Source organism: Microbacterium sp. NPDC089188 (assembly GCF_040685155.1).
Classification (GTDB): Bacteria; Actinomycetota; Actinomycetes; order Actinomycetales; family Microbacteriaceae; genus Microbacterium; species Microbacterium galbum.
Genome location: NZ_JBFBHH010000003.1, coordinates 433192 through 454761 on the forward strand (window position 1 = coordinate 433192; position 21570 = coordinate 454761).

Consider the following 21570-nt stretch of genomic DNA (forward strand, 5'->3'; position numbering starts at 1 on the left):
GGCGCATGTCCTCTCTCGCGTTCACCAAGGGCCACGGCACCGGCAACGATTTCGTGGTGGTCGCCGACCCCGACGGCGAGCTCGACCTCTCCGACGCGCAGGTCGCCGCGCTGTGCGACCGTCACTTCGGCATCGGCGCCGACGGGTTGCTGCGGGTCGTGCGCTCCGCCGCGATCCGCGACGGCGCCGAGGCGGCGGCATCCGGGGCCGAGTGGTTCATGGATTACCGCAACGCCGACGGATCCGCGGCCGAGATGTGCGGCAACGGCACGCGCGTCTTCGCCCGGTACCTCACCGACACGGGTCTCGCCTCCATCGACGAGGGACTGCGGATCGGCACGCGAGCGGGCGTGAAGACCCTCACGCGCAGCGACCGCGGGTTCGAGGTCGACCTGGGAGCGTACGCGGTCGAGGCCGACGAGACGCTCGTGCGCGCGAAGGGCCTGAGCGTCGCGCGCCCGGGGGTGGGCATCGACGTCGGCAACCCGCACGTGGTCGTCGCCCTGTCGTCGGATGCCGAGCTCGAGGGGCTCGATCTGACCTTCCAGCCCGTACTCGACCCCGCGCCGCGACACGGCGCCAACGTCGAATTCGTCGTCCCGGCCGACCCGCTCGTGCGCGACGGCGTCGGGGCGATCCGCTTGCGCGTGTTCGAGCGCGGGGTCGGCGAGACCCTCAGCTGCGGAACGGGCGTCGCCGCCGCCGCGCTCGCCGTGCGGCACTGGGCGGGCGCCGCCGCTCCCGATCACTGGGTCGTCGACACCCCGGGCGGCACGCTCGGCGTGCGCGTCGCCGAGGGGCGGGTCTTCCTGTCGGGTCCCGCATCGCTGGTGTTCACGGGCGAGGTCGCTCTCGCCTGACACCGGAACGGGGCGTCGGAGCGGAATCGCGTGACGTCAAACGTCGCGGGGAGACGGCGCGTGCGCGCTCGAGCCGTGGCAGCCGGATGCCGGCTCGCGGGCGCGAGCGGATGATTCCACCGCGGACGGGGCTCCGCTCCCGTCCGCGCCCCCTCCGGCGACGGCGCGGCGGATGCCGTCGGCTCAGCGGACGACGTCGATGAGTTCGCTCGGGGGCGAGCCGTGGCGGCGCACCCGCAGGACGCGGTACCCGCGGCCGGTGGCGGCGCGCTGGACGCCGTAGCCCTCGGGGAAGGTCGCCGCGAGCCAGCGCTGCAGGGAATCGGAGCCGAGGTTGCGCTGGACGACGAACCAGCCGTCGCTGCGCTCCTGCAGGCGCGGGATCCAGTGCTGGAGCATGCTGTGCAGCTCGTTCTTGCCGACCCGGATCGGCGGGTTCGACCGGATGGTGCGGAACGTCACGTCGTCGGGAACATCTTCCGGGCGCACGGCGTTGATGTTGGTGAGGCCGAGCGACTCGGCATTGCGCCTCACGAGATCGAGAGCACGTTCGTTGACGTCGACCGCCCACACGGTCGCGTGCGGTGACGCGAGCGCCAGCGACAACGAGATCGGACCCCACCCGCACCCCAGGTCGAGGAAGTTCCCACCGGCGGGCGGGGGAGGCGTGTTGGCCAGCAGCACCGAGGTGCCGGCATCCACGTGCTCGGGGCTGAAGACGCCGCCCGCCGTGACCACCTCGAGTTCGCGACCGGCCAGCGTCACGCGGATGCGGCGGAGCTGCTCGGGACTCGACGGCGACGCGCTGAAGTAGTGCTCGCTCCCCATCCGCACAGGATATCCGACCGGAGCCTCGGGCGCCGGGCCGGATAAAGTGCCAGAACATCAGTACCACCGCGGGCCCCGCCCGCGACGAAAGGAACACATGACCGAACAGACCACACCCCCGAGCATCGACGCGTCAGCCGTGGATCCGGTCGACCGTGTGCTCGCGCGCGCCGAAGCGCACCGCGGGGTCCGGGTCTTCGGTGCCGCTCAGGCCCTTCAAGACAGCACCACCGCGTACGGCGGCGACAGCGACGGCGACCAGTGGGACCGCGAGGAACGCGCGGCGCTGCGCCGTGTCGTCGGCCTGTCGACCGAGCTCGAAGACGTCACCGAGGTCGAGTACCGCCAGTTGCGCCTCGAGAACGTCGTGCTCGTCGGCGTGCACCCCCAGGGGGAGCAGACGGATGCGGAGAACTCCCTGCGCGAGTTGTCGGCGCTCGCCGAAACGGCCGGAGCGGTCGTGCTCGACGGCGTCCTGCAGCGTCGGCCCCACCCCGATCCGGCGACCTACGTCGGCCGGGGCAAGGCCGCGGAGCTTCGCGACATCGTCGCCGCCGTCGGCGCCGACACCGTCATCGCCGACACGGAGCTCGCGCCCAGCCAGCGGCGTGCGCTCGAAGACGTCGTGAAGGTGAAGGTGATCGACCGCACGACGGTCATCCTCGACATCTTCAGCCAGCACGCGAAGAGCCGTGAGGGCAAGGCCCAGGTCGAACTCGCGCAGCTCGAATACCTTCTCCCGCGACTGCGCGGATGGGGTGACTCGATGTCGCGCCAGGCCGGCGGACAGGTCGGTGCAGGCGGAGCGGGCATGGGATCCCGCGGACCCGGTGAGACGAAGATCGAGCTCGACCGTCGCCGCATCCGTACGCGTATGGCCCAGCTGCGCAAGCAGCTGCGCGACTTCGCCCCCGCCCGTGAGGCCAAGCGCGCCGAGCGCAAGCGCCACACGATCCCGTCGGTGGCGATCGCCGGGTACACCAACGCGGGCAAGTCGAGCCTGCTCAACCGCCTCACGAGCGCCGGAGTGCTCGTGGAGAACGCCCTCTTCGCGACCCTGGATGCCACGGTCCGCCGCTCCGAGACCACCGACGGGCGCGTGTACACGCTGACCGACACCGTGGGCTTCGTGCGCAACCTCCCGCATCAGCTGGTCGAAGCCTTCCGCTCCACGCTCGAAGAGGTCGGCGACGCGGACGTCATCCTGCACGTGGTCGACGCGTCGCATCCCGACCCGGCCGCCCAGCTCATGACGGTGCGCGACGTGATGGGCGATGTCGACGCGAACTTCGGGCAGGAGATCGTCGTCTTCAACAAGTCCGATCTCGTGAGCGAAGACGACCGGCTCGTGCTGCGGGGTCTCGCTCCGAACGCGAAATTCGTGTCGTCGCGCACCGGTGAGGGCATCGCCGAACTGCGTGCCGCGATCGAAGAGGCGCTGCCGTTGCCGGCGGTCGAGGTGCAGGCGGTCGTTCCGTACGACCGCGGCGACCTCGTGTCGGCGGTGCACGAGAGCGGCCTCATCGTGGCGCAGGAGCACCGCGAGAACGGCACCTATCTGCACGCTCACGTCGGCGCCCGGCTCGCCGCCGAGCTGGCGGCGTTCGACGGCTGAGGCCCGCGCGGCACGATGGGCCCCTGCGCGTACGCGCGGGGGCCCATCGCCGTGGGGGCGCTCTTCGGCGCGTCGGCGCCGCGGGTGAGTCGCCCGGAAGGCGTCGGCTCAGTCGAGCTCGAGCGCGGGGATACCCGGGGTCTCGAAGCCGAACACCGCGCCGAGGAAGCCGAGTTCGCGCTCGAGGGAGTCGATCACCGTCTCCGACCGGCGGAACCCGTGCCCCTCGCCCTCGTACAGGACGTACGCGTGCGGGACGCCGTGCGCCGTCAGGGCGTCGCGGATGGCCTCCGCCTGCGACGGGGGGACCACCCGGTCTTCCGATCCCTGCAGGATCAGCAGCGGCACACGGAAGAGCTCCGGGCGGCTCAGGGGTGAGCGCTCGACGTACACGGCCTCGGCATCGGGCAGAGGCCCGATGAGCCCGTCGAGGTAGCGCGCCTCGAAGTCGTGGGTGTCTTCCGCGAGGGCGCGTGCGTCGCCCACCCCGTAGCGGGAGATGCCGGCTGCGAACACGTCGGTGCGCGTGACGGCGGCGAGCACCGTCCAGCCCCCGGCCGAGCCTCCCGCGATGGCGAGGCGCTCGGGGTCGGCGAGTCCCGCTTCCGCGAGGGCGGATGCCGCGGCGGCGACGTCATCGACGTCGACCGCGCCCCACTGTCCCTTCAGGCGGTCCCGATAGGCGCGCCCGTAGCCGGTGGAACCGCCGTAGTTGACGTCGAGGACGCCGATACCCCGGCTCGTGAAGAACGCCGTCTTCGCCGACGGAGCGGGGCCGACGTGCGAGGTGGGTCCGCCGTGGACGAGCACGACGTACGGCGGGCGCTCGCCTGTCACGGGGGCGACGTCGGGGTTGGTGGGGGCGTAGGCGAAAGCGTGCACCGGACCGTGCGGTCCGTCCGTCGACAGCGCGCGGGCCGTCGGCATCCATTCGTCTCCCCACGGGCCGGCGCCTCCCGTCACGAGGTCGACAGCGCCGGAATCGAGGTCGACGATCCAGAGGCCCGATCGCCCGCCGGCGTCCGAACCCGAGACGAGCACCTGCGACCCGCGGGCGTCGTCGATCGCGGCGCCGGCGACGACGGGGACGTCGAGGGGACGGACGCCGCTCGGTGCGATCTCGACGACCTCATCGGCCCCGTTCGTCCGGACGGCGACGACGCGCCCGTCGTCGGCCGCTCCGAACCACCGGGTTCCGAGTACCCACAGGCCCCCGCCGGTGTCGGCGTCCGCCGGGGCGAGCGGCTGCGCATCGCCGTCGAGGGGGCGACGGAAGAGGTTCCATCGGCCTTCGGGATCGTCCGCGTAGAGGAGCTCGTCGTCCGCGATCCACACGGGTTGCACGGGCGCGCGGTGCGCACCGCCCGCGACGTCGTGGACCTCGCCCGTCTCGAGGTCGGCGACGCGGAGGACGGTGGCATCCCACGGCATGTCGGGGTGATCCCAGGCCACCCAGGCCAGGCGGCGACCGTCGGGCGAGAGGGCCGGCTGGGCCAGGAAGTCACTGCCCTCGGCGAGGACCTCCGCCGGCCCGTCGAGGGGGATGCGGACGATGGCCCGGGCCGGGACCCGCGACGACCCGTGGGTCTCGCGCACGGCGAGGAGGACCCCGTGCTCCCAGCGCAGTCCGCCGTGTCGCACGGCGTCGTCGGCGGGGGTCAGCGGGCGCGAGGTCTCGCCCGGGCGGAGCGCGTAGACCCGCTGGTCGGCCTTCTCGACGTAGTACAGCTCCCCGTCGTCGGACGCCGTCCAGGCGCCGCCACCGTACTCGTGCACCGCGGAGCGCGCGTCGGCGGGTGCGGGAAGCACCGTCTCGACGGAGCCGTCGCCGCGGCGACGCTTCACGGCGACGCGACCGGCCTCGTGGGGGACGGACTCGCCCCACCACACCTCGTCTCCCACCAGTCGTGCGCCGTCGACGCGCGGCGAGGCCTGGGCGACGGACGCGGGCGTGATCGGGGAGGGCCAGGAACCGTAGGGGAGGGTGTCAGCCATGACTCCAGCCTAGGCAGGGCATCCGACATCGACGGAGATCCCCGGTACTCGCGACGAGCGAGCCGAGAGGGGCGGATGCCACGCCCGAGCGCGCATCCGGCCCCGGGGCGGGGAAGGTCAGACGGCGCGCAGGACGGCGACGACGCGGCCGAGCACGACGGCCTCGTCGCCCAGGATCGGCTCGAACGCGCTGTTGCGGGGGAGCAGCCAGGTGTGGCCGTCGCGGCGGCGGAACGTCTTCACGGTCGCCTCGCCGTCGAGCATCGCGGCGACGATCTCGCCGTTCTCGGCCGTCGCCTGCGATCGCACGACGACCCAGTCGCCGTCGCAGATGGCGGCGTCGATCATCGAGTCGCCCGACACCTTGAGCATGAAGAGCTCGCCCTTGCCCACCAGTTGGCGGGGGAGGGGGAAGATCTCCTCCACCTGCTGGTCGGCGGTGATGGGCACGCCGGCGGCGATGCGGCCGACGAGGGGCACGAGGGCGGCGTCGCCCAGCGCGGGAGCCGTGTCGGCCGGGTTCTCGGCGGCGGCACCGGGGAGGTCGATGAGGACCTCCATGGCGCGCGTCTTGCCCGGGTCGCGCCGCAGGTAGCCGCTCAGTTCCAGCTGGTTGAGCTGGTGGGTCACGCTCGACAGCGACTTCAGGCCGACCGCGTCGCCGATCTCGCGCATGCTCGGCGGGTAGCCGTGCCGGGCGATCGATCGCTGGATGACCTCGAGGATGGCGAGCTGCTTGTCGCTCAGGTTCTTGCGTCGCCGAGTCTGCGGACGTTCGCGGCCGGCGGCGGTCGTCGCGTCGGTCATCTGTGCTCCCCTCGCGCCGCTGTCGATGCGGCGGAAATTCGAATGTCGGAGGTTGGTGATGAGGTCTCCGTGTCGAAACCGTATCCGGTGAACGAGCCGGAAGGCAGGGAACGGCGCGCGTGTCGCGTTCGATCCGTCTGCGATATCCGCGGTCTTGACACATCGAAAGTATCGAAGATAGATTCGGAATACAGATTCGCACCCCCGCCCTCCCGGCCGAGGGCGGGGTGCGAATCTCTCCCCACCGAGGAGCACATCATGAGCAGCATCGCCATCACCGCCCCGACCACCCGCCTGCGCATCACCGCGCGCGGACGCCGTGTCGTCGCGTTCCTGGTCGCCCTTCCCCTCGCCATCGCCCTGGGTTTCGCCGTCGTCGGCGGGGGAGCCGCGCTCGCCTCGAACGAGGCCGGGGCGCCCGTCGGGTCGTTCACCGAGATCACCGTCATGAGCGGCGAGACGTTGTGGTCGATCGCCGAGGAGCTCGCGCCCGCGGCCGACCCGCGCGATGTGGTCGCCGAGATCTCGCGTCTCAACGCCCTGTCCGGCGGTTCCGTCACGGCGGGTCAGCGCATCGCCATCCCCGCCGAATACGCTCCCGCGAACTGACCGTCCGCACGGGATCGACGCCGACGGCAGGGGCGATCCGCCCGACCCGCGAGCGTGATCCGTCGGTGTCACCGCCGCCTACGATGGGTGAGGTGAACGTACGCCTCGACGACCTCCCGCTTCGCGACGATCTCCGGGGCATGACGCCCTATGGGGCACCGCAGGCCGCGCTGCCCGTGGCGCTGAACGTGAACGAGAACACGCACCCCGTTCCGTCCGAAGTCGCCGACGACATCCTGGATGCCGTGGCTCGCGCCCTCCGCGATGTCAACCGGTATCCCGACCGCGAATTCACCACTCTCCGTGAGGCCTTCGCGCAGTACCTCGGGCACGGACTGAACCCCGATCAGATCTGGGCGGCCAACGGCTCGAACGAGGTCCTCCAACACATCCTCCAGGCGTTCGGCGGTCCTGGCCGCACGGCGATGGGATTCGCCCCCACCTACTCGATGTACCCGATCCTCACCCGCGCCACGGGCGCCCGGTGGATCGCCGGGGAGCGCGCGCACGACTTCACCCTCTCCGCCGAGTCCGCGGCGACGCAGGTGCGCGAGCAGCGTCCCGACATCGTCTTCCTCTGCGCCCCCAACAACCCCACGGGCACCCCCCTGCGCCTCGACGTCATCGAGGCCGTGTACGACGCCTTCGAGGGGGTCGTCATCGTCGACGAGGCCTACGAGGAGTTCGCCCCGCGCGATGAGCCGTCGGCCATCTCGCTGCTGCCCGGGCGCCCGCGGCTGGTCGTCTCGCGCACCATGAGCAAGGCGTTCGCCTTTGCGGGAGCCCGCGTCGGCTACCTCGCCGCCGACCCGGCGTTCGTCGACGCGCTCCGCCTGGTACGGCTGCCGTACCACCTCAGCGCGCTGACGCAGGCCGCCGCGACGGCCGCTCTCGGGCACGCCGACACCATGCTCTCGATGGTCGACGAGATCGTCGCGCAGCGCGACCGCATCTCGGCGACCGTGTCGGCGCTGGGGTACACGGCGCACGAGTCCTGGACGAACTTCGTCCTCTTCGGGGGCGTCGACGATCCCGCCGCGACGTGGAAGGCGCTCTACGACCGGGGCGTGCTGATCCGCGACGTCGGCATCCCCCACCACCTCCGCGTCTCGGCCGGAACGGCCGACGAGACCACCGCGTTCCTGGACGCCCTCGCCTCGATAGGATCCCGAGCATGACCGCCCCCGCCACCCCCCGCACCGCCTCGATCACGCGCGAGACGAGCGAGTCCCGCGTCGAGCTCGAGCTCGACCTCGACGGTCGCGGCGTCAGCGACATCTCCACGAGCGTCCCGTTCTTCGATCACATGCTGACGGCGTTCGCGAAGCACTCCCTGACCGACCTGCGCGTGCGCGCGACGGGCGACACCCACATCGACGCGCACCACACCGTCGAAGACACCTCCATCGTCCTGGGCCAGGCGATCCGCCAGGCGCTCGGAGACAAGTCCGGCATCGCGCGGTACGGCGACGCGCTCGTTCCGCTCGACGAAGCTCTGGCGCAGGCGGTCGTCGACATCAGCGGACGCCCCTACCTCGTGCACACGGGGGAGCCCGCGGGCTTCGAGCACCACCTGATCGGCGGGCACTTCACCGGCTCGCTCGTGCGCCACTCGTTCGAGGCCATCTCGATCCACGGCGGCCTCACCGTGCACGTGCGCGTCGTCGGGGGACGCGATCCGCACCACATCGCCGAGGCGGAGTACAAGGCGTTCGCGCGTGCCTTCCGTCAGGCCAAGGCCCTCGACCCGTTCGTCGACGGCATCCCGAGCACGAAGGGCGCGCTGTGACGGCCAAGCCGGTCGTCGCCGTCCTCGATTACGGCTCGGGCAACGTCCACTCCGCGGTCAAGGCGCTCGTCGAAGCCGGAGCCGACGCGCGGCTGACATCCGACCGCTCGTTGCTGATGGACGCCGACGGCCTCCTCGTCCCCGGCGTCGGCGCGTTCAGCGCCGTCATGGGCGCCCTGAACGCCAGTCGTGGGGGCGAGATCATCGATCGGCGGCTCGCGGGCGGTCGTCCGGTGCTCGGCATCTGCGTCGGCATGCAGGTGATGTTCGAGCGCGGCATCGAGCGCGGCACAGACACGCCCGGACTCGGTGAGTGGCCGGGCACCGTCGACGAGCTCGCCGCCCCCGTGCTGCCGCACATGGGTTGGAACACGGTCGCCGCGGGGGAGGGATCGCGTCTTTTCGAGGGCATCGAACGGGAGCGCTTCTACTTCGTCCACTCGTACGCGGCGCAGGAGTGGTCGCTCGAGGTCACGCCGCCGTTCCCGCAGCCCGCCGTGACGTGGTGCACGTACGGTGCCCCCTTCATCGCCGCGGTCGAGAACGGTCCACTGGCCGCGACGCAGTTCCACCCCGAGAAGTCGGGAGATGCCGGCATCCGTCTTCTCGCCAATTGGATCGACGGCCTGCGCACGACTACTGTGTGACCTCGTGCCCGGGGCTGGCGAGAGGCGCCTACCGGCACGAGGAGCCATGAACGATTTCGCGTCCACGCCCGAGCTTGTCCTTCTTCCCGCGGTCGACGTGGCCGATGGGAAGGCCGTCCGTCTTACCCAGGGGGAGGCGGGCACCGAGACCAGCTACGGCGACCCCGTCGACGCCGCGGCCGACTTCGCGCGTCAGGGCGCGCAGTGGATCCACCTCGTGGACCTCGATGCCGCCTTCGGACGCGGCAGCAACGCGAATGTCATGCGCAAGGTCATCAAGCAGGTCAAGGGCGTGCAGGTCGAGCTGTCGGGCGGCATCCGCGACGACCGCTCCCTCGAAGCCGCCCTCGAAAGCGGTGCGACCCGCATCAACCTCGGCACGGCCGCGCTCGAGAACCCCGAGTGGGCCGCCGACGTCATCAACCGCTACGGCGAGGCGATCGCCGTCGGGCTCGACGTGCGCGGCACGACCCTCGCGGCGCGCGGTTGGACCCGCGACGGCGGTGACCTGTGGACCGTCCTGCAGCGCCTGGAAGACGCGGGCTGCAGCCGCTACGTCGTGACCGACGTGACGAAGGACGGCACGCTGCGCGGTCCCAACATCGAGCTTCTGCGCGAGATGACCCAGCGCACCCCCAAGCCCATCGTCGCCTCCGGCGGCGTGTCGAGCCTCGACGACATCGCGGCGCTCCGCGAGCTCGTGCCGCTGGGCGTCGAGGGCGCCATCGTGGGCAAGGCCCTCTACGCGGGACAGTTCACCCTCGCTGAGGCGCTGGATGTCGCCGGACACTGACGGTCCTCGCGCCGGCGGTCCCCACGACCACGGGCACCGCGCCGATTCCGCGGGCGTTCCCTGGGAGGGGCGTCGTTTCGAGTCGAACCCGCACTCCGGTGACGACGGCTCGGCCGACCCGGCGCTGCTCGCTGCTCTCGTCGCGTTCCGCGCGGGCGACGGCGACGCGCGCGCCGTCGTCGACGCCTATCGCGACGCGCGACTGCTGATCCCGCTGGTCGCCGAGAAGGGCGACCACGGTATCGGTGCTCACGGCCTCGAGGTCGACAAGACGCAGGAGTTGTCGATCGTGACGGTCGCCGCCCCCGACGGTCGCAAGGTGCTCCCCGTGTTCACCTCGGTGACCGCCCTGCAGACCTGGGATGCCGCAGCCCGCCCCGTGCCGGCCGACGGGCGTCGCACGGCCCTGGCTGCAGCGTCCGAGGACACCGAGCTCATCGTCATCGACCCGGCGTCGGAGACGGAGTTCGTCATCCGGCGCCCCGCCGTCTGGGCGATCGCGCAGGGGGAGTCGTGGGAACCGGCCCACACGTCTCCCGCGATCTTCACCGGCCTGCAGGAGAGCATCTCGGGCGAACTCGCGGTGCTCGACCTCGCCGTCGAGTCGGGCGACCCCACCGGCCGCCTGCGTGGTCCCGAACTGGTGGTGCACCTCCAGCTCATGTCGGGCCTCGAGCAGGAGGAACTGGATGCCGTGCTCGCCCGCATCGCACGCCGATGGTCGGCCGACGACCGCATCGCGGTGCTGGTGGATTCCCTGACGGTGAAGCTGCACCGCAGCAAGGACGTCTGAGGAACACGTTCCCGCCGGACGTCACCAGAACAGGGGATGCCACGGCAACAGGCCGTTTTCGACGCGGTCGACCTGTTCTCGTGGCATCCCCTGTTCTCACGACAGGCCAGGCCCCCGCGGGTGTCACGGCGGAGCCGGCCTGCGGCACAGGGCGCAGTGATGCCCCTTCCCCAGGCAATCGGGGTAGGGGCCCTATACGCCCGCGGGTGTCACGGCGGAGCCGGCCTGCGGGAAAGGGCGGAGGGATGCCGCTTCGCTGGGCAATCGGGGCAGGGTCCCATACGCCCGCGGGTGTCACGGCGGAGCCGGCCTGCGGCACAGGGCGCAGTGATGCCCCCTTCCCCAGGCAATCGGGGTAGGGGCCCTGCTCTTGCCTGGGGGAGGGGGCATCACGGAGCCCGGTACCCCAGAACGAACGACTTACGTGACGGGACCCGTCCACTTCTCGCCCGGCCCCTTGCCGATCGGGTCGGGGATGACAGAGGCCTCGCGGAACGCCAGCTGCAGCGAACGCAGCCCGTCGCGCAGTGAGCGCGCGTGCATGTCGCTGATCTCCGGGGCGCCCGCGGTGATGAGGCCGGCGAGGGAGTTGATGAGCTTGCGGGCCTCGTCGAGGTCGAGCTGTTCGGCGGGGTTGTCGGCCAGGCCGGTCTTGACGGCGGCGGCGCTCATGAGGTGGACCGCCGCGGTGGTGATGACCTCGACCGCGGGCACGTCGGCGATGTCGCGCGTGGCGGAGGCCGAGGCGCGCTCCTGCTCCTCCCAGCGCGCGAGCCGCTCGTCTTCTGCGCCGTGGCGGTGCGCGGCCTGGTCGTCGGCGGGCTGGTCGGAGGGGATCGTGTCCACGTGAATCTCTCTGCTAGACTATGGCGGGCTTCGGAGTGTCTCACTCCGTACGAAAGAGGATCACATCCCACCCGCGCTTGCCGCTCCAGGCTACCGGGTTCCCGCACTCCGCTCCGTTTCGCACGGGGTCGCCAGGGTGCAGAAGCCGGTGCTGACAGCACCGTGCCGGGTGGCGTGTGTACTCCTCTTCGCCCGCGATTCGATCGGATCGCGGCGGCCACCACCCGCACACATGAGGAGTTCCGCATCAGCGATCCCCGCACCAACGAGCGCATCCGAGTCCCGGAGGTCCGTCTCGTCGGACCCAACGGCGAGCAGGTCGGCATCGTCCGAATCGAAGCTGCGTTGCGCCTGGCCCAGGAAGCGGACCTCGACCTGGTCGAGGTTGCGCCGAGCTCGAAGCCGCCCGTGGTCAAGATCATGGATTACGGCAAGTTCAAATACGAGGCCGCTCAGAAGGCCAAGGAAACGCGTCGTAACCAGGCGAACACGGTCCTCAAAGAGGTTCGTTTCCGTCTGAAGATCGAAGCCCACGACTACATCACCAAGCTCAAGCGCGCCGAGGGGTTCCTGCAGGCGGGCGACAAGGTGAAGGCCATGATCCTGTTCCGTGGTCGTGAGCAGTCGCGTCCCGAGCAGGGTGTGCGCCTGCTCCGCAAGTTCGCCGAAGACGTCGCCGAGTTCGGCACGGTCGAATCGAACCCCACGATCGACGGCCGCAACATGGTGATGGTGGTCGCTCCTCACAAGAACAAGTCCGAGGTCAAGACCGAGCAGAACGCGCAGCGCGCGGCGAACCGCGAGGCGGCGCGCAGCGCGGCCCGCGGCGATTCGGCCCCGGAAGAAACGCCGACCTCGGCCCCCGCCGAGTAAAGCTCCCCAGACTCCCGCTCCGCCGGGAACACCAACGAAGGAAGACAGATGCCGAAGCAGAAGACCCACTCGGGTGCCAAGAAGCGCTTCAAGCTCACCGGTAGCGGCAAGCTCATGAAGCAGCAGGCCGGTATGCGCCACAACCTCGAAGGCAAGGCCTCGAAGCGCACCCGCCGCCTCAACCAGGAGCAGGTCCTGGCCAAGGGTGACTCGAAGGTCGCCAAGAAGCTCCTCGGTCTCTGAGCGCCGACGCACGTTAGGAAGAAACAGAAATGGCTAGAGTCAAGCGGGCAGTAAACGCCCACAAGAAGCGTCGCGTCATCCTCGAGCGCGCCTCCGGTTACCGCGGACAGCGTTCGCGCCTGTACCGCAAGGCCAAGGAGCAGGTCACCCACTCCCTGGTCTACGCGTACCGCGACCGCCGCAAGCGCAAGGGCGACTTCCGCCGTCTGTGGATCCAGCGCATCAACGCCGCATCCCGTCAGAACGGCCTCACCTACAACCGCTTCATCCAGGGCCTCGGCCTCGCGGGTGTGCAGGTCGACCGCCGCATGCTCGCCGAGCTCGCGGTGAACGAGCCCGCCGTGTTCGCCTCGCTCGTGCAGACCGCCAAGGCTGCGCTGCCCAGCGACGTCAACGCTCCGAAGACCGCGTAAGTCGCATCTTCTCCCGAAACGGGCGTCCTCCTCGGAGGGCGCCCGTTTCGTCGTCCGCGCGCGGCATCCCGGGCCCCATGCCATCAGCGCCATACACTGGTCACGTGCTGGAGAACCCCCGTTCGCCGCGGGTGCGCGCCGTGGCCAAGCTCAGCAAACGCGCTGCCCGCCAGGAGACCGGCCTGTTCCTTCTCGAGGGTCCGCAGGCTGCCAGAGAGGCGCTCGCCTACGCGCCCGAGACCGTTCTGGAGCTCTACGCGACGCCGACGGCGATGGAGAAGCACACCGACGTGCGCGAGGCCGCGGAGCGCGCCGACGTCGAGGTGCAGTACACGACCGAAGCGGTGCTGGACGCCATGGCCGACACCGTGACGCCGCAGGGGATCATCGCGGTCGCCCGGCAGTCGCCGACGGCGTTGAAGGACGTGCTCGCAGCCGGCCCCCGTCTCGTCGCGATCTGCGAAGAGGTGCGCGATCCCGGCAACCTCGGCACGATCATCCGCGCCGCGGATGCCGCCGGGGCCGACGCCGTGATCCTGACCGGTCGCACCGTCGATCCGTACAACCCGAAGGTCGTCCGCTCGACCACCGGATCCTTGTTCCACGTCGCCGTGGCCGTCGACCTCGAGCTCCCCGACGTCGTCGCTCGGATGCACGAGGCGGGGCTGCGCGTCGTCGCGGCCGACGTCGACGGCGACGACTTCCTGGCATCCCGCGATCGCCTGGCCGAGCCCACGGCCTGGTTGTTCGGCAACGAGGCACGCGGACTCGACGACGATGCCCTGGCTCACGCCGACCTCGCCCTCCGCCTGCCGATCTACGGTCGTGCGGAGTCGCTGAACCTCGCGACCGCCGCGAGCGTCTGCCTCTACGAGACCGCTTTCGCCCAGCGGGCCGTCTGAGTGCGGCAGAGATCGCTGCGCTCCCGGCTGTTACAGAACGGTTAAGGCGCGCGCCGGAATGTGGTCCGACGCACAACATCCTCATAGGGTGAAGGCATGGCATCCGTTCCCCCGGCGGGCTCTGCGCCCCTCGTCGTCGTCTCCGATGTGCAGAAGCACTACGGCCAGTTCCAGGCGCTGAAGGACATCGACCTCACTGTCGACCGCGGCGAGGTGGTCGTCGTGATCGGCCCGTCCGGGTCGGGCAAGTCGACGCTGTGCCGCACCATCAACCGTCTCGAGACCATCACGAGCGGCTCGATCACCATCGACGGCAAGGAACTTCCCAAAGAGGGGAAGGGCCTGGCCGAGCTGCGTGCCGATGTCGGCATGGTCTTCCAGTCGTTCAACCTGTTCGCCCACCTGACGATCCTCGAGAACGTCATGCTCGGTCCCCTCAAGGTCCGCAAGATGAAGAAGGCGGATGCCGAGAAGGAGGCGCGGGCGCTCCTGGAGCGCGTGGGCGTCGGCCACCAGGCCGACAAGCTCCCCGCCCAGCTCTCGGGAGGTCAGCAGCAGCGCGTCGCGATCGCCCGTGCCCTGGCGATGAAGCCCAAGGTCATGCTGTTCGACGAGCCCACCTCGGCGCTCGACCCCGAGATGATCAACGAGGTGCTCGACGTCATGGTCGGCCTCGCCAAGGACGGGATGACGATGATCGTCGTCACCCACGAGATGGGCTTCGCCCGCAAGGCCGCGAACCGCGTGGTCTTCATGGCCGACGGGCAGATCGTCGAGCAGGCGGCCCCCGAGCAGTTTTTCACGCAGCCGGAGTCCGACCGGGCGAAGGACTTCCTCTCGAAGCTCATCACGCACTGACGCGTGACCCCGGACGGCAGAGGACGAGGAGGTTCTGGCCGAGATTCGAGCCTCGCTCCACCTCGTTCCGATGACGCGCGCCGTCCCCGTTGACCCTTATTCGCACAGCACACATTCGTTACCAAGGAGACATCACATGCGTAAGACACGTTTTCTGGCCGGCGCGAGCATCGTCGCCGCCGGCCTGCTGGCACTGACCGCCTGCAACAGCGGCGCCCCGGGCGCCGCCCCCGCCGAGGGCGACGGCGCCGACACCACCCAGCTGTGGGAGGTCGCGTCCGACGTCTCGCTCGACGGCAGCCCCACCTACGACCGCATGGTCTCGGCCGACAAGGTCGTCGTCGGCGTCAAGGAGGACCAGCCCGGTCTCGGGTTCAAGGACCCGATCAGCGGCGACCGGGGCGGTTTCGACGTCGAGATCGCCCAGTGGATCGCGGCTTCGCTCGGCTTCGACGCCGACAAGATCGAGTACAAGACCATCCCCTCCGCGAACCGCGAGCAGGAGCTGGTCAACGGCAACATCGACTACTACGTCGGCACCTACTCGATCACCGACAAGCGGAAGGCGCAGATCGACTTCGCGGGTCCGTACCTCATCACGGGTCAGGGCCTGCTCGTCGCAGCCGACAACGAGGACATCACCGGACCGGACGACCTGGCCGGCAAGATCGTCTGCTCGGTGACCGGTTCGACGCCGCTGCAGCGCATCCGCGACGAGTACAACCCGGGCGACACGGTCGAGTACGACACCTACACGCAGTGCCTCGAGCAGCTGCGCGCGGGCTCGGTCGACGCGGTCACCACCGACCAGGCGATCCTCGCCGGCTACGTGGCCCAGGAGCCCGAGACCTTCAAGATCGCCGGCGACACCTTCAGCGAGGAGCGCTACGGCGTCGGCCTCCCCAAGGGCGACACGGTGCTGAAGGACCACATCAACACCCTGTTCAACGACGGCGGCGACGTCTGGACCGCGCTGTTCGAGAAGAACCTCGCGCCGGCCGGCATCAAGGGCGAGCAGCCCACCGCCGACGAGTGATCCGATCGGGGGCGGTGCGGCTGTCCGCGCCCGCCCGCCCCCGATTCCCTCCTTCGAGATAAGGACCCTGCATGGGTGTCATCACCGACAACCTCGACATCTGGAGCCAAGCGCTCGTCGGCACGCTCGTGCTGTTCTTCGCCGGCGGCGCGCTCGCGCTCGTCCTCGGGATCATCGTCGGCGCGATGCGCGTGTCGCCCGTGCCGATCGCGCGCGGAGTCGGGACGTTCTACGTCAGTGCCATCCGCAACACCCCCCTCACGCTGGTGTTCTTCGCCTTCGTGTTCGCTCTGCCCCCTCTTCTCGGACTCCGCCTGACCGGTGAGGTGTCGCTGGTGCTGGGCATCTGCGCCCTGGGCATCTACACCGCCACCTACGTCGCCGAAGCGATCCGATCGGGTGTGAACACGGTCCCGGTCGGTCAAGCCGAGGCCGCGCGCGCCCTGGGCCTGACCTTCGGGCAGGTCATGTCACTGGTCGTGCTGCCCCAGGCGTTCCGCTCGGTCATCCCCCCGATGGTGAGCGTCTTCATCGCCCTGCTGAAGAACACCACCGTCGCCGCGGGCTTCTCCATCGTGAACCTGGGATCGGTCCGCAACTACCTCAGCGAGCGGGGAGAGAACGCGTTCGTCGTGATCCTGTGGATCATGATCGTGTTCGTCGCGCTCGTGCTCCTGCTGTCATGGGTGCAACGAACGCTCGAGAACCGATGGAGGGTCGCCCGATGAGCAGCGTCCTGTACGACGTCCCCGGCCCCAAGGCCGTCCTGCGCAATCGCATCCTGGGCGTGCTCACGATCCTGGTCGTGCTCGCCATCGTGGGCTTCTTCGTGTGGCGACTCGCCGACACGGGCCAGTTCACGGCCAAGAAATGGTCGGCGTTCACCTACACGAACGTGTGGGCGAGCATCCTGGATGCCACGCTGGCCACGCTCGCCGCCTTCGCCGCCGCCGCCGTCGGTGCTCTCGTGCTCGGTTTCGTCCTCGCGATCGGGCGTCTCTCTGATCACGCGTGGGTGCGCTGGCCCTTCACCGCGGTGATCGAGGTCTTCCGCGCGATTCCGGTGCTCGTCTTCATGTTCCTGCTCTACTACGGGTTCCCCGTCATCGGGATCCGCATGGAGCCGTACTGGGCGGTGGTCATCGCCCTCGTCTGCTACAACGGATCGGTCCTCGCGGAGGTCATCCGCGCCGGCGTCGAGTCGCTGCCGAAGGGGCAGTCGGAGGCGGGATACGCGATCGGTCTGCGCAAGGCCGGCGTGATGCGCCTCGTGCTGCTGCCCCAGGCGATCCGCGCCATGATGCCCGTCATCATCGCGCAGCTCGTGGTGACCCTGAAGGACACCGCCCTCGGCTTCGTCATCACCTACCCCGAGCTGCTGTTCTACGCGAAGTACATCGGCGCGCAGCCCGTCGTCGGTTCGCCGATCGTCCCGGCGACGATCGTGGTCGGCGCGATCTACATCGCGCTGTGCCTTCTGCTGTCGTTCGTGGCGACCCTCGTCGAGAAGCGGCTCCGTCGCTCGTCGCGCGGCGACGTCGCCGCGCCCGTGCAGCCCCTGCAGCAGGGAGCGACCGACACCTCGCTGATCGTCGCCCAGCGCGGCGGGTCAACGATCTGAGTCATCGCACCGACGGGCGGGGGAGTGTCCCCGCCCGTCGGTAGACTCTCATCTCGTGTCCGACGCACCCGAGATCACCCCCGAGGCCGTCGCCTCCGCCGTCGAAGCCGCTCTCGCGGCCATCGCCGCGGCCGCGACCACGGCCGAGTTGAAAGCCGCCCGCTCCGCGCACACCGGGGAGCAGTCCTCCCTCGCGCGCCTGAACGCCCAGATGCGCCACGTGGCCCCCGAGCAGAAGGCCGCGGTCGGCAAGCTCGTCGGCCAGGCGCGCGGCCAGGTCAATCAGGCGCTCGCCGCTCGCGAGGCCGAACTCGCCGCCGCCGAGACGGCTGCGCAGCTCGAGGCCGAGCGCATCGACGTCACGGCGCTGCCGCAGCGCGGCCGCGTCGGTGCGCGGCATCCCATCTCCCTCCTGCAGGAGCAGGTGTCCGACATCTTCGTCGGCATGGGATGGGAGATCGCAGAGGGGCCGGAGCTCGAGCACGAGTGGTTCAATTTCGATGCCTTGAACTTCGACGTCGACCACCCCGCGCGCCAGATGCAGGACACGTTCTTCGTGGATCCGGTCGCCCGTCACCTGGTGCTGCGCACGCACACGAGCCCCGTCCAGGTGCGTTCGATGCTGGAGCGCGACCTGCCCATCTACGTGCTGTGCCCGGGCCGGGTGTACCGCACCGACGAGTTCGACGCGACGCACCTGCCGGTGTTCACGCAGTTCGAGGGGCTCGTGGTCGACAAGGGCATCACCATGGCTCACCTCAAGGGCACCCTCGACCACGCCGCGCGCGTGCTGTTCGGGCCCGAGGCCAAGACGCGCTTCCGCGCCAACTTCTTCCCGTTCACCGAGCCGAGCGCAGAGCTCGATCTGTGGCATCCCACCTTCAAGGGCGGGGCGCGGTGGATCGAGTGGGGCGGTTGCGGAATGGTGAACCCCAACGTCCTGCGGGCGGCCGGCATCGACCCCGAGGAGTACTCGGGCTTCGCCTTCGGCATGGGCATCGAGCGCACGCTCATGTTCCGCAGCGACGTGCAGGACATGCGCGACATGGCCGAGGGCGATGTGCGCTTCAGTGAGCAGTTCGGAATGGTGGTCTGATGCGCGTCCCTCTCTCCTGGTTGCGCGAGTACGTCGACGTGCCCGCCGAGGCCACGCCCGACGACGTCCTGGCGGCGCTCGTCTCGGTCGGCTTCGAAGAAGAAGACGTGCACCGCTTCGAGCTCAGCGGTCCCATCGTCGTCGGACAGGTGCAGGAATTCACCCCCGAGCCGCAGTCCAACGGCAAGACCATCCGCTGGTGCCAGGTCGACGTGGGCGAGGCCCACGGGGGAGTCCGCGGCATCGTGTGCGGGGCGGGCAACTTCTTCCCCGGCGACAAGGTCGTGGTGACACTTCCCGGCTCCGTGCTGCCGGGGCCGTTCCCGATCGCGTCGCGGAAGACGTACGGGCACGTGTCCGACGGCATGATCGCCTCGGCCAAGGAGCTCGGGCTCGGCAGCGAGCACAGCGGCATCCTGCGTCTGGTCGACCTCGGGATCGATGCGCCGGTGGGGACGGACGCCATCGCGCTGCTGGGTCTCGACGACGTCGCCGTCGAGATCAACGTCACCCCCGACCGCGGCTACGCCCTGTCGCTGCGCGGCGTGGCGCGCGAGTACTCGCACGCGACGGGCGCGGCGTTCCGCGACCCCGGGACGGGGCACGACGAGGCCGTCTCGCGCACGCCGTCGGGCTTCCCGATCGCCGTCGACGACCGCGCGCCCATCCGCGGACGCGCCGGGGCGAGCGAATTCGTCGCGCGCATCGTGCGCGACGTCGACCCCTCGCGCCCGACGCCGCCGTGGATGATCACGCGGCTGTCGCTGGCCGGCATCCGTTCGCTCGGTGTGCTGATCGACATCACCAACTACGTCATGCTCGAGCTCGGCCAGCCGATCCACGGCTACGACCTCGACCGCCTGCAGGGCGGCATCACGGTCCGCCGCGCCGAGGAGGGCGAGAAGCTCGAGACCCTCGACGGTCAGGTGCGCACCCTCAGCGCGGAAGACCTGCTCATCACCGACGAGTCGGGACCGATCGGTCTCGCGGGCGTCATGGGCGGCGGGCCGACCGAGATGAGCGATGCGACGCGCAACGTCCTGATCGAGGCCGCGACCTTCGACCAGGTCACGATCGCGCGGACCGCGCGGCGCCACAAGCTGCCGTCGGAGGCCTCGCGCCGCTTCGAGCGCGGCGTCGACCCGCTGGTGCCGTACGTGGCGGCCGAGCGCGTCGCCTCGCTGATGGTGGAGCTCGCCGGCGGCACGCTCGACACCGACCTCGGTGGATCGCTGTCGTCGTCGCACCGCCGCGAGTCCCTCACCCTGCCCGCCGGCTTCGTCTCGGGTCTGATCGGCGTGGACTACACCGACGACGAGACCGTCTCGGCTCTCCGGCTGATCGGATGCAGCGTCGACGAGCACGACGGCGGATGGGCGGTGACGCCTCCGTCGTGGCGCCCCGATCTGACCGACAAGTGGACGCTCGCCGAGGAGGTCGCCCGCATCGAGGGCTACGACCGCATCCCCTCGGTGCTCCCCACGCCGCCGTCGGGCCGGGGTCTGACCTCCGCCCAGCAGGGGCGTCGTCGCGTGGCGAACGCCCTGGCCGCGGCCGGTTTCGTCGAGACGCCGTCGTTCCCCTTCACCACCGAGGAGCAGAACGCCCTTCACGGCTCGCCCTCCGGCGACCCGCTGCCCAGCGTCAAGCTCGCGAACCCGCTCGACGGTCTCGCGCCGTTCCTGCGCCGCTCGCTGATCCCGGCGCTGTTGCAGGTGGCGCACCGCAACGTCTCGCGCGGCATCGTCGACCTCGCGCTCTTCGAGACGGGGACGGTGTTCCTTCCGAAGCCCGGGGTGCAGTACGGCACGCCCTCGGTTCCGCCGCTGGCCGTGCGGCCCGACGCCGCCACCCTCGCCGCGCTCGACGCGTCGATCCCGCCGCAGCGCCGACACGTCGCGATCCTGCTGGCCGGACACTCCGTCGCCAAGCAGCCCGGGCAGCCCGCTCTGGCCGCCGATCTCGCGGATGCCGTCGACGCGGTGCGCGTGCTCGCCGCGGCCGCGGGGCTCGACATCGAGCTCTTGCAGGCCCAGCGCGCGGCTCTGCACCCCGGGCGCACCGCCCGCGTGCTCGCCGCAGGCCAGGACATCGGCTACGTCGGCGAGTTGCTGCCGACCGTGTCGGCCGAGGCCGATCTGCCGGGACGCGTGCTGGTGGCCGAGCTCGACCTCGACGCGATGCTCGAGCTCGCGCAGTCGCGCGTGGTCGCGGCATCCCTGTCGGCATTCCCGGCCGCGACCCAGGACGTGTCGCTGACCGTGGCCTCGGACGTCGCTGCGGGGGAGGTGCGCGCCGCGCTCGTCGAGGGAGGAGCGCCACTCCTCGAGGGCGCCCGCCTCGTCGACGACTACCGCGGCCCGGGGCTCGCCCAGGGCACGAAGAGCCTCACGTTCGCGCTGCGCTTCCGCGCCGCCGACCGCACGCTGACGGCGGCGGAGGCGACCGATGCCAAGCTCGCGGGCGTCGCGGTGGCCGCCGAACGATTCGGCGCGGCGATCCGCGACTGACGACGCCGCTCCTGGAGCGCCGCCCGGCTCACGCCGCGCGGCGCTCCCGTGCGTTCGGGGGGCGTGGACGGTCCGTGGTCGGATGCCGAGCAGGCGGAGAACTGCCCTCATCGCCGGTAAGGGGGCAGTCGGAAGTGCCCGGCGATGAGGGCAGGGTGACAGCATACCCTTTTTCTGTCCCCCATTTGGGGGACAACGACGAGGGCGTTCGAACGTTCGACGGCGGGTCCTGCGAAAGAAGCGGTGGGGCCCCGATTTGCCCCGTCCGCCCCGTGGCGGATACCCTCGCCACTATGTCGTCGACCACCGCGCGCACCGAGGAGCTCTTCGTGAGCACCGGTGACGAGCGTCGACGTCGGGTCGCGCGCCGATTCTCGGCGACCTCGTAACCCGCCATCGGTCGGGCATACGGGCGTCGCCGCCCCGCTTACCGCTG

General features: G+C 70.4%; 22 protein-coding genes. 18 read left to right on the forward strand and 4 right to left on the reverse strand.

The features are described from left to right. Window positions 1–5: 5 nt before the first annotated feature. Entirely contained in the window at window positions 6–860 is an 855-nt protein-coding gene (gene dapF, locus AB0N80_RS11935) for a diaminopimelate epimerase (protein ID WP_315993080.1), read from the forward strand. Window positions 861–1043: 183 nt separating this feature from the next. On the opposite strand, the gene AB0N80_RS11940 is transcribed toward dapF, so the two are convergent. Further along, window positions 1044–1688, reverse strand: a complete 645-nt coding sequence (locus AB0N80_RS11940) for a methyltransferase (protein ID WP_363392561.1) — start codon at window positions 1686–1688, stop codon at window positions 1044–1046. 97 nt (window positions 1689–1785) lie between these two features. On the opposite strand from AB0N80_RS11940, the gene hflX reads away from it, so the two are divergent. Beyond that, window positions 1786–3303 carry a GTPase HflX gene (gene hflX / locus AB0N80_RS11945; protein ID WP_363392558.1) on the forward strand — a complete coding sequence of 506 codons (1518 nt, stop codon included), beginning with the start codon at window positions 1786–1788 and terminating at the stop codon, window positions 3301–3303. A gap of 108 nt (window positions 3304–3411) precedes the next feature. Here the strand turns inward: hflX and AB0N80_RS11950 are convergent, their stop codons facing one another. Both AB0N80_RS11950 and lexA read right to left on the reverse strand, forming a co-directional pair. Then, complete coding sequence (locus tag AB0N80_RS11950; protein WP_363578821.1) at window positions 3412–5298, reverse strand: prolyl oligopeptidase family serine peptidase; 1887 nt, start codon at window positions 5296–5298, stop codon at window positions 3412–3414. A 117-nt stretch (window positions 5299–5415) separates the two neighbouring features. Continuing rightward, window positions 5416–6105: a transcriptional repressor LexA gene (gene lexA, locus AB0N80_RS11955; protein WP_013583385.1), complete on the reverse strand. Its 690-nt coding sequence runs from the start codon at window positions 6103–6105 to the stop codon at window positions 5416–5418. A 258-nt stretch (window positions 6106–6363) separates the two neighbouring features. Here lexA and AB0N80_RS11960 point away from each other — a divergent pair, with 258 nt between their 5' ends. The 6 genes from AB0N80_RS11960 (at window position 6364) to AB0N80_RS11985 (ending at window position 10736) form a co-directional block, all read left to right on the forward strand. Then, window positions 6364–6714: a LysM peptidoglycan-binding domain-containing protein gene (locus AB0N80_RS11960; RefSeq protein ID WP_315993075.1), complete on the forward strand. Its 351-nt coding sequence runs from the start codon at window positions 6364–6366 to the stop codon at window positions 6712–6714. 83 nt (window positions 6715–6797) lie between these two features. Continuing rightward, the gene (locus tag AB0N80_RS11965; RefSeq protein ID WP_315994575.1) at window positions 6798–7892 is read left to right on the forward strand and encodes a histidinol-phosphate transaminase; all 1095 of its coding nucleotides are present in this window, start codon (window positions 6798–6800) and stop codon (window positions 7890–7892) included. Next, complete coding sequence (gene hisB, locus AB0N80_RS11970) at window positions 7889–8503, forward strand: imidazoleglycerol-phosphate dehydratase HisB (RefSeq protein WP_315993074.1); 615 nt, start codon at window positions 7889–7891, stop codon at window positions 8501–8503. Before AB0N80_RS11965 ends, hisB begins: the two co-directional genes overlap by 4 nt. Beyond that, window positions 8500–9150 (forward strand): imidazole glycerol phosphate synthase subunit HisH, encoded by a 651-nt coding sequence (hisH, locus tag AB0N80_RS11975; protein WP_315993073.1) that lies wholly within the window; start codon window positions 8500–8502, stop codon window positions 9148–9150. The genes hisB and hisH overlap by 4 nt, the downstream gene beginning before the upstream one ends. A 46-nt stretch (window positions 9151–9196) precedes the next feature. Continuing rightward, window positions 9197–9943: a bifunctional 1-(5-phosphoribosyl)-5-((5-phosphoribosylamino)methylideneamino)imidazole-4-carboxamide isomerase/phosphoribosylanthranilate isomerase PriA gene (gene priA / locus AB0N80_RS11980; RefSeq protein WP_363392548.1), complete on the forward strand. Its 747-nt coding sequence runs from the start codon at window positions 9197–9199 to the stop codon at window positions 9941–9943. Beyond that, entirely contained in the window at window positions 9927–10736 is an 810-nt protein-coding gene (locus AB0N80_RS11985) for an SseB family protein (RefSeq protein WP_363578822.1), read from the forward strand. Before priA ends, AB0N80_RS11985 begins: the two co-directional genes overlap by 17 nt. A gap of 420 nt (window positions 10737–11156) precedes the next feature. Here AB0N80_RS11985 and AB0N80_RS11990 read toward each other — a convergent pair whose 3' ends face one another. After that, window positions 11157–11573, reverse strand: coding sequence for a DUF1844 domain-containing protein (locus AB0N80_RS11990; protein WP_315994574.1), 417 nt, complete (start codon window positions 11571–11573; stop codon window positions 11157–11159). A 216-nt stretch (window positions 11574–11789) separates the two neighbouring features. Between AB0N80_RS11990 and infC the strand changes: the two genes are divergently transcribed. The 10 genes from infC (at window position 11790) to pheT (ending at window position 21134) form a co-directional block, all read left to right on the forward strand. Continuing rightward, window positions 11790–12455 (forward strand): translation initiation factor IF-3, encoded by a 666-nt coding sequence (infC, locus tag AB0N80_RS11995; RefSeq protein ID WP_363578944.1) that lies wholly within the window; start codon window positions 11790–11792, stop codon window positions 12453–12455. Between the two features lie 48 nt (window positions 12456–12503). After that, the gene (gene rpmI / locus AB0N80_RS12000; protein WP_013583375.1) at window positions 12504–12698 is read left to right on the forward strand and encodes a 50S ribosomal protein L35; all 195 of its coding nucleotides are present in this window, start codon (window positions 12504–12506) and stop codon (window positions 12696–12698) included. Between the two features lie 29 nt (window positions 12699–12727). Next, window positions 12728–13111 carry a 50S ribosomal protein L20 gene (gene rplT, locus AB0N80_RS12005; RefSeq protein ID WP_013583374.1) on the forward strand — a complete coding sequence of 128 codons (384 nt, stop codon included), beginning with the start codon at window positions 12728–12730 and terminating at the stop codon, window positions 13109–13111. Window positions 13112–13215: 104 nt separating this feature from the next. Continuing rightward, window positions 13216–14013: an RNA methyltransferase gene (locus AB0N80_RS12010; protein WP_315993070.1), complete on the forward strand. Its 798-nt coding sequence runs from the start codon at window positions 13216–13218 to the stop codon at window positions 14011–14013. Window positions 14014–14109: 96 nt separating this feature from the next. Further along, on the forward strand, window positions 14110–14871 hold the full coding sequence (locus tag AB0N80_RS12015) for an amino acid ABC transporter ATP-binding protein (RefSeq protein ID WP_315993069.1): 762 nt from the start codon (window positions 14110–14112) through the stop codon (window positions 14869–14871). 136 nt (window positions 14872–15007) lie between these two features. Further along, window positions 15008–15907, forward strand: coding sequence for a glutamate ABC transporter substrate-binding protein (locus tag AB0N80_RS12020; protein WP_315993068.1), 900 nt, complete (start codon window positions 15008–15010; stop codon window positions 15905–15907). 71 nt (window positions 15908–15978) lie between these two features. Continuing rightward, a complete protein-coding gene (locus AB0N80_RS12025) occupies window positions 15979–16635 on the forward strand; it encodes an amino acid ABC transporter permease (protein WP_315993067.1) in 657 nt (218 codons plus the stop codon). Beyond that, a complete protein-coding gene (locus AB0N80_RS12030; protein ID WP_315993066.1) occupies window positions 16632–17528 on the forward strand; it encodes an amino acid ABC transporter permease in 897 nt (298 codons plus the stop codon). The genes AB0N80_RS12025 and AB0N80_RS12030 overlap by 4 nt, the downstream gene beginning before the upstream one ends. A gap of 55 nt (window positions 17529–17583) precedes the next feature. Then, window positions 17584–18624, forward strand: a complete 1041-nt coding sequence (gene pheS, locus AB0N80_RS12035) for a phenylalanine--tRNA ligase subunit alpha (protein WP_363578823.1) — start codon at window positions 17584–17586, stop codon at window positions 18622–18624. Continuing rightward, window positions 18624–21134, forward strand: coding sequence for a phenylalanine--tRNA ligase subunit beta (pheT, locus tag AB0N80_RS12040; RefSeq protein ID WP_363578824.1), 2511 nt, complete (start codon window positions 18624–18626; stop codon window positions 21132–21134). Before pheS ends, pheT begins: the two co-directional genes overlap by 1 nt. The last annotated feature ends 436 nt before the right edge of the window (window positions 21135–21570 follow it).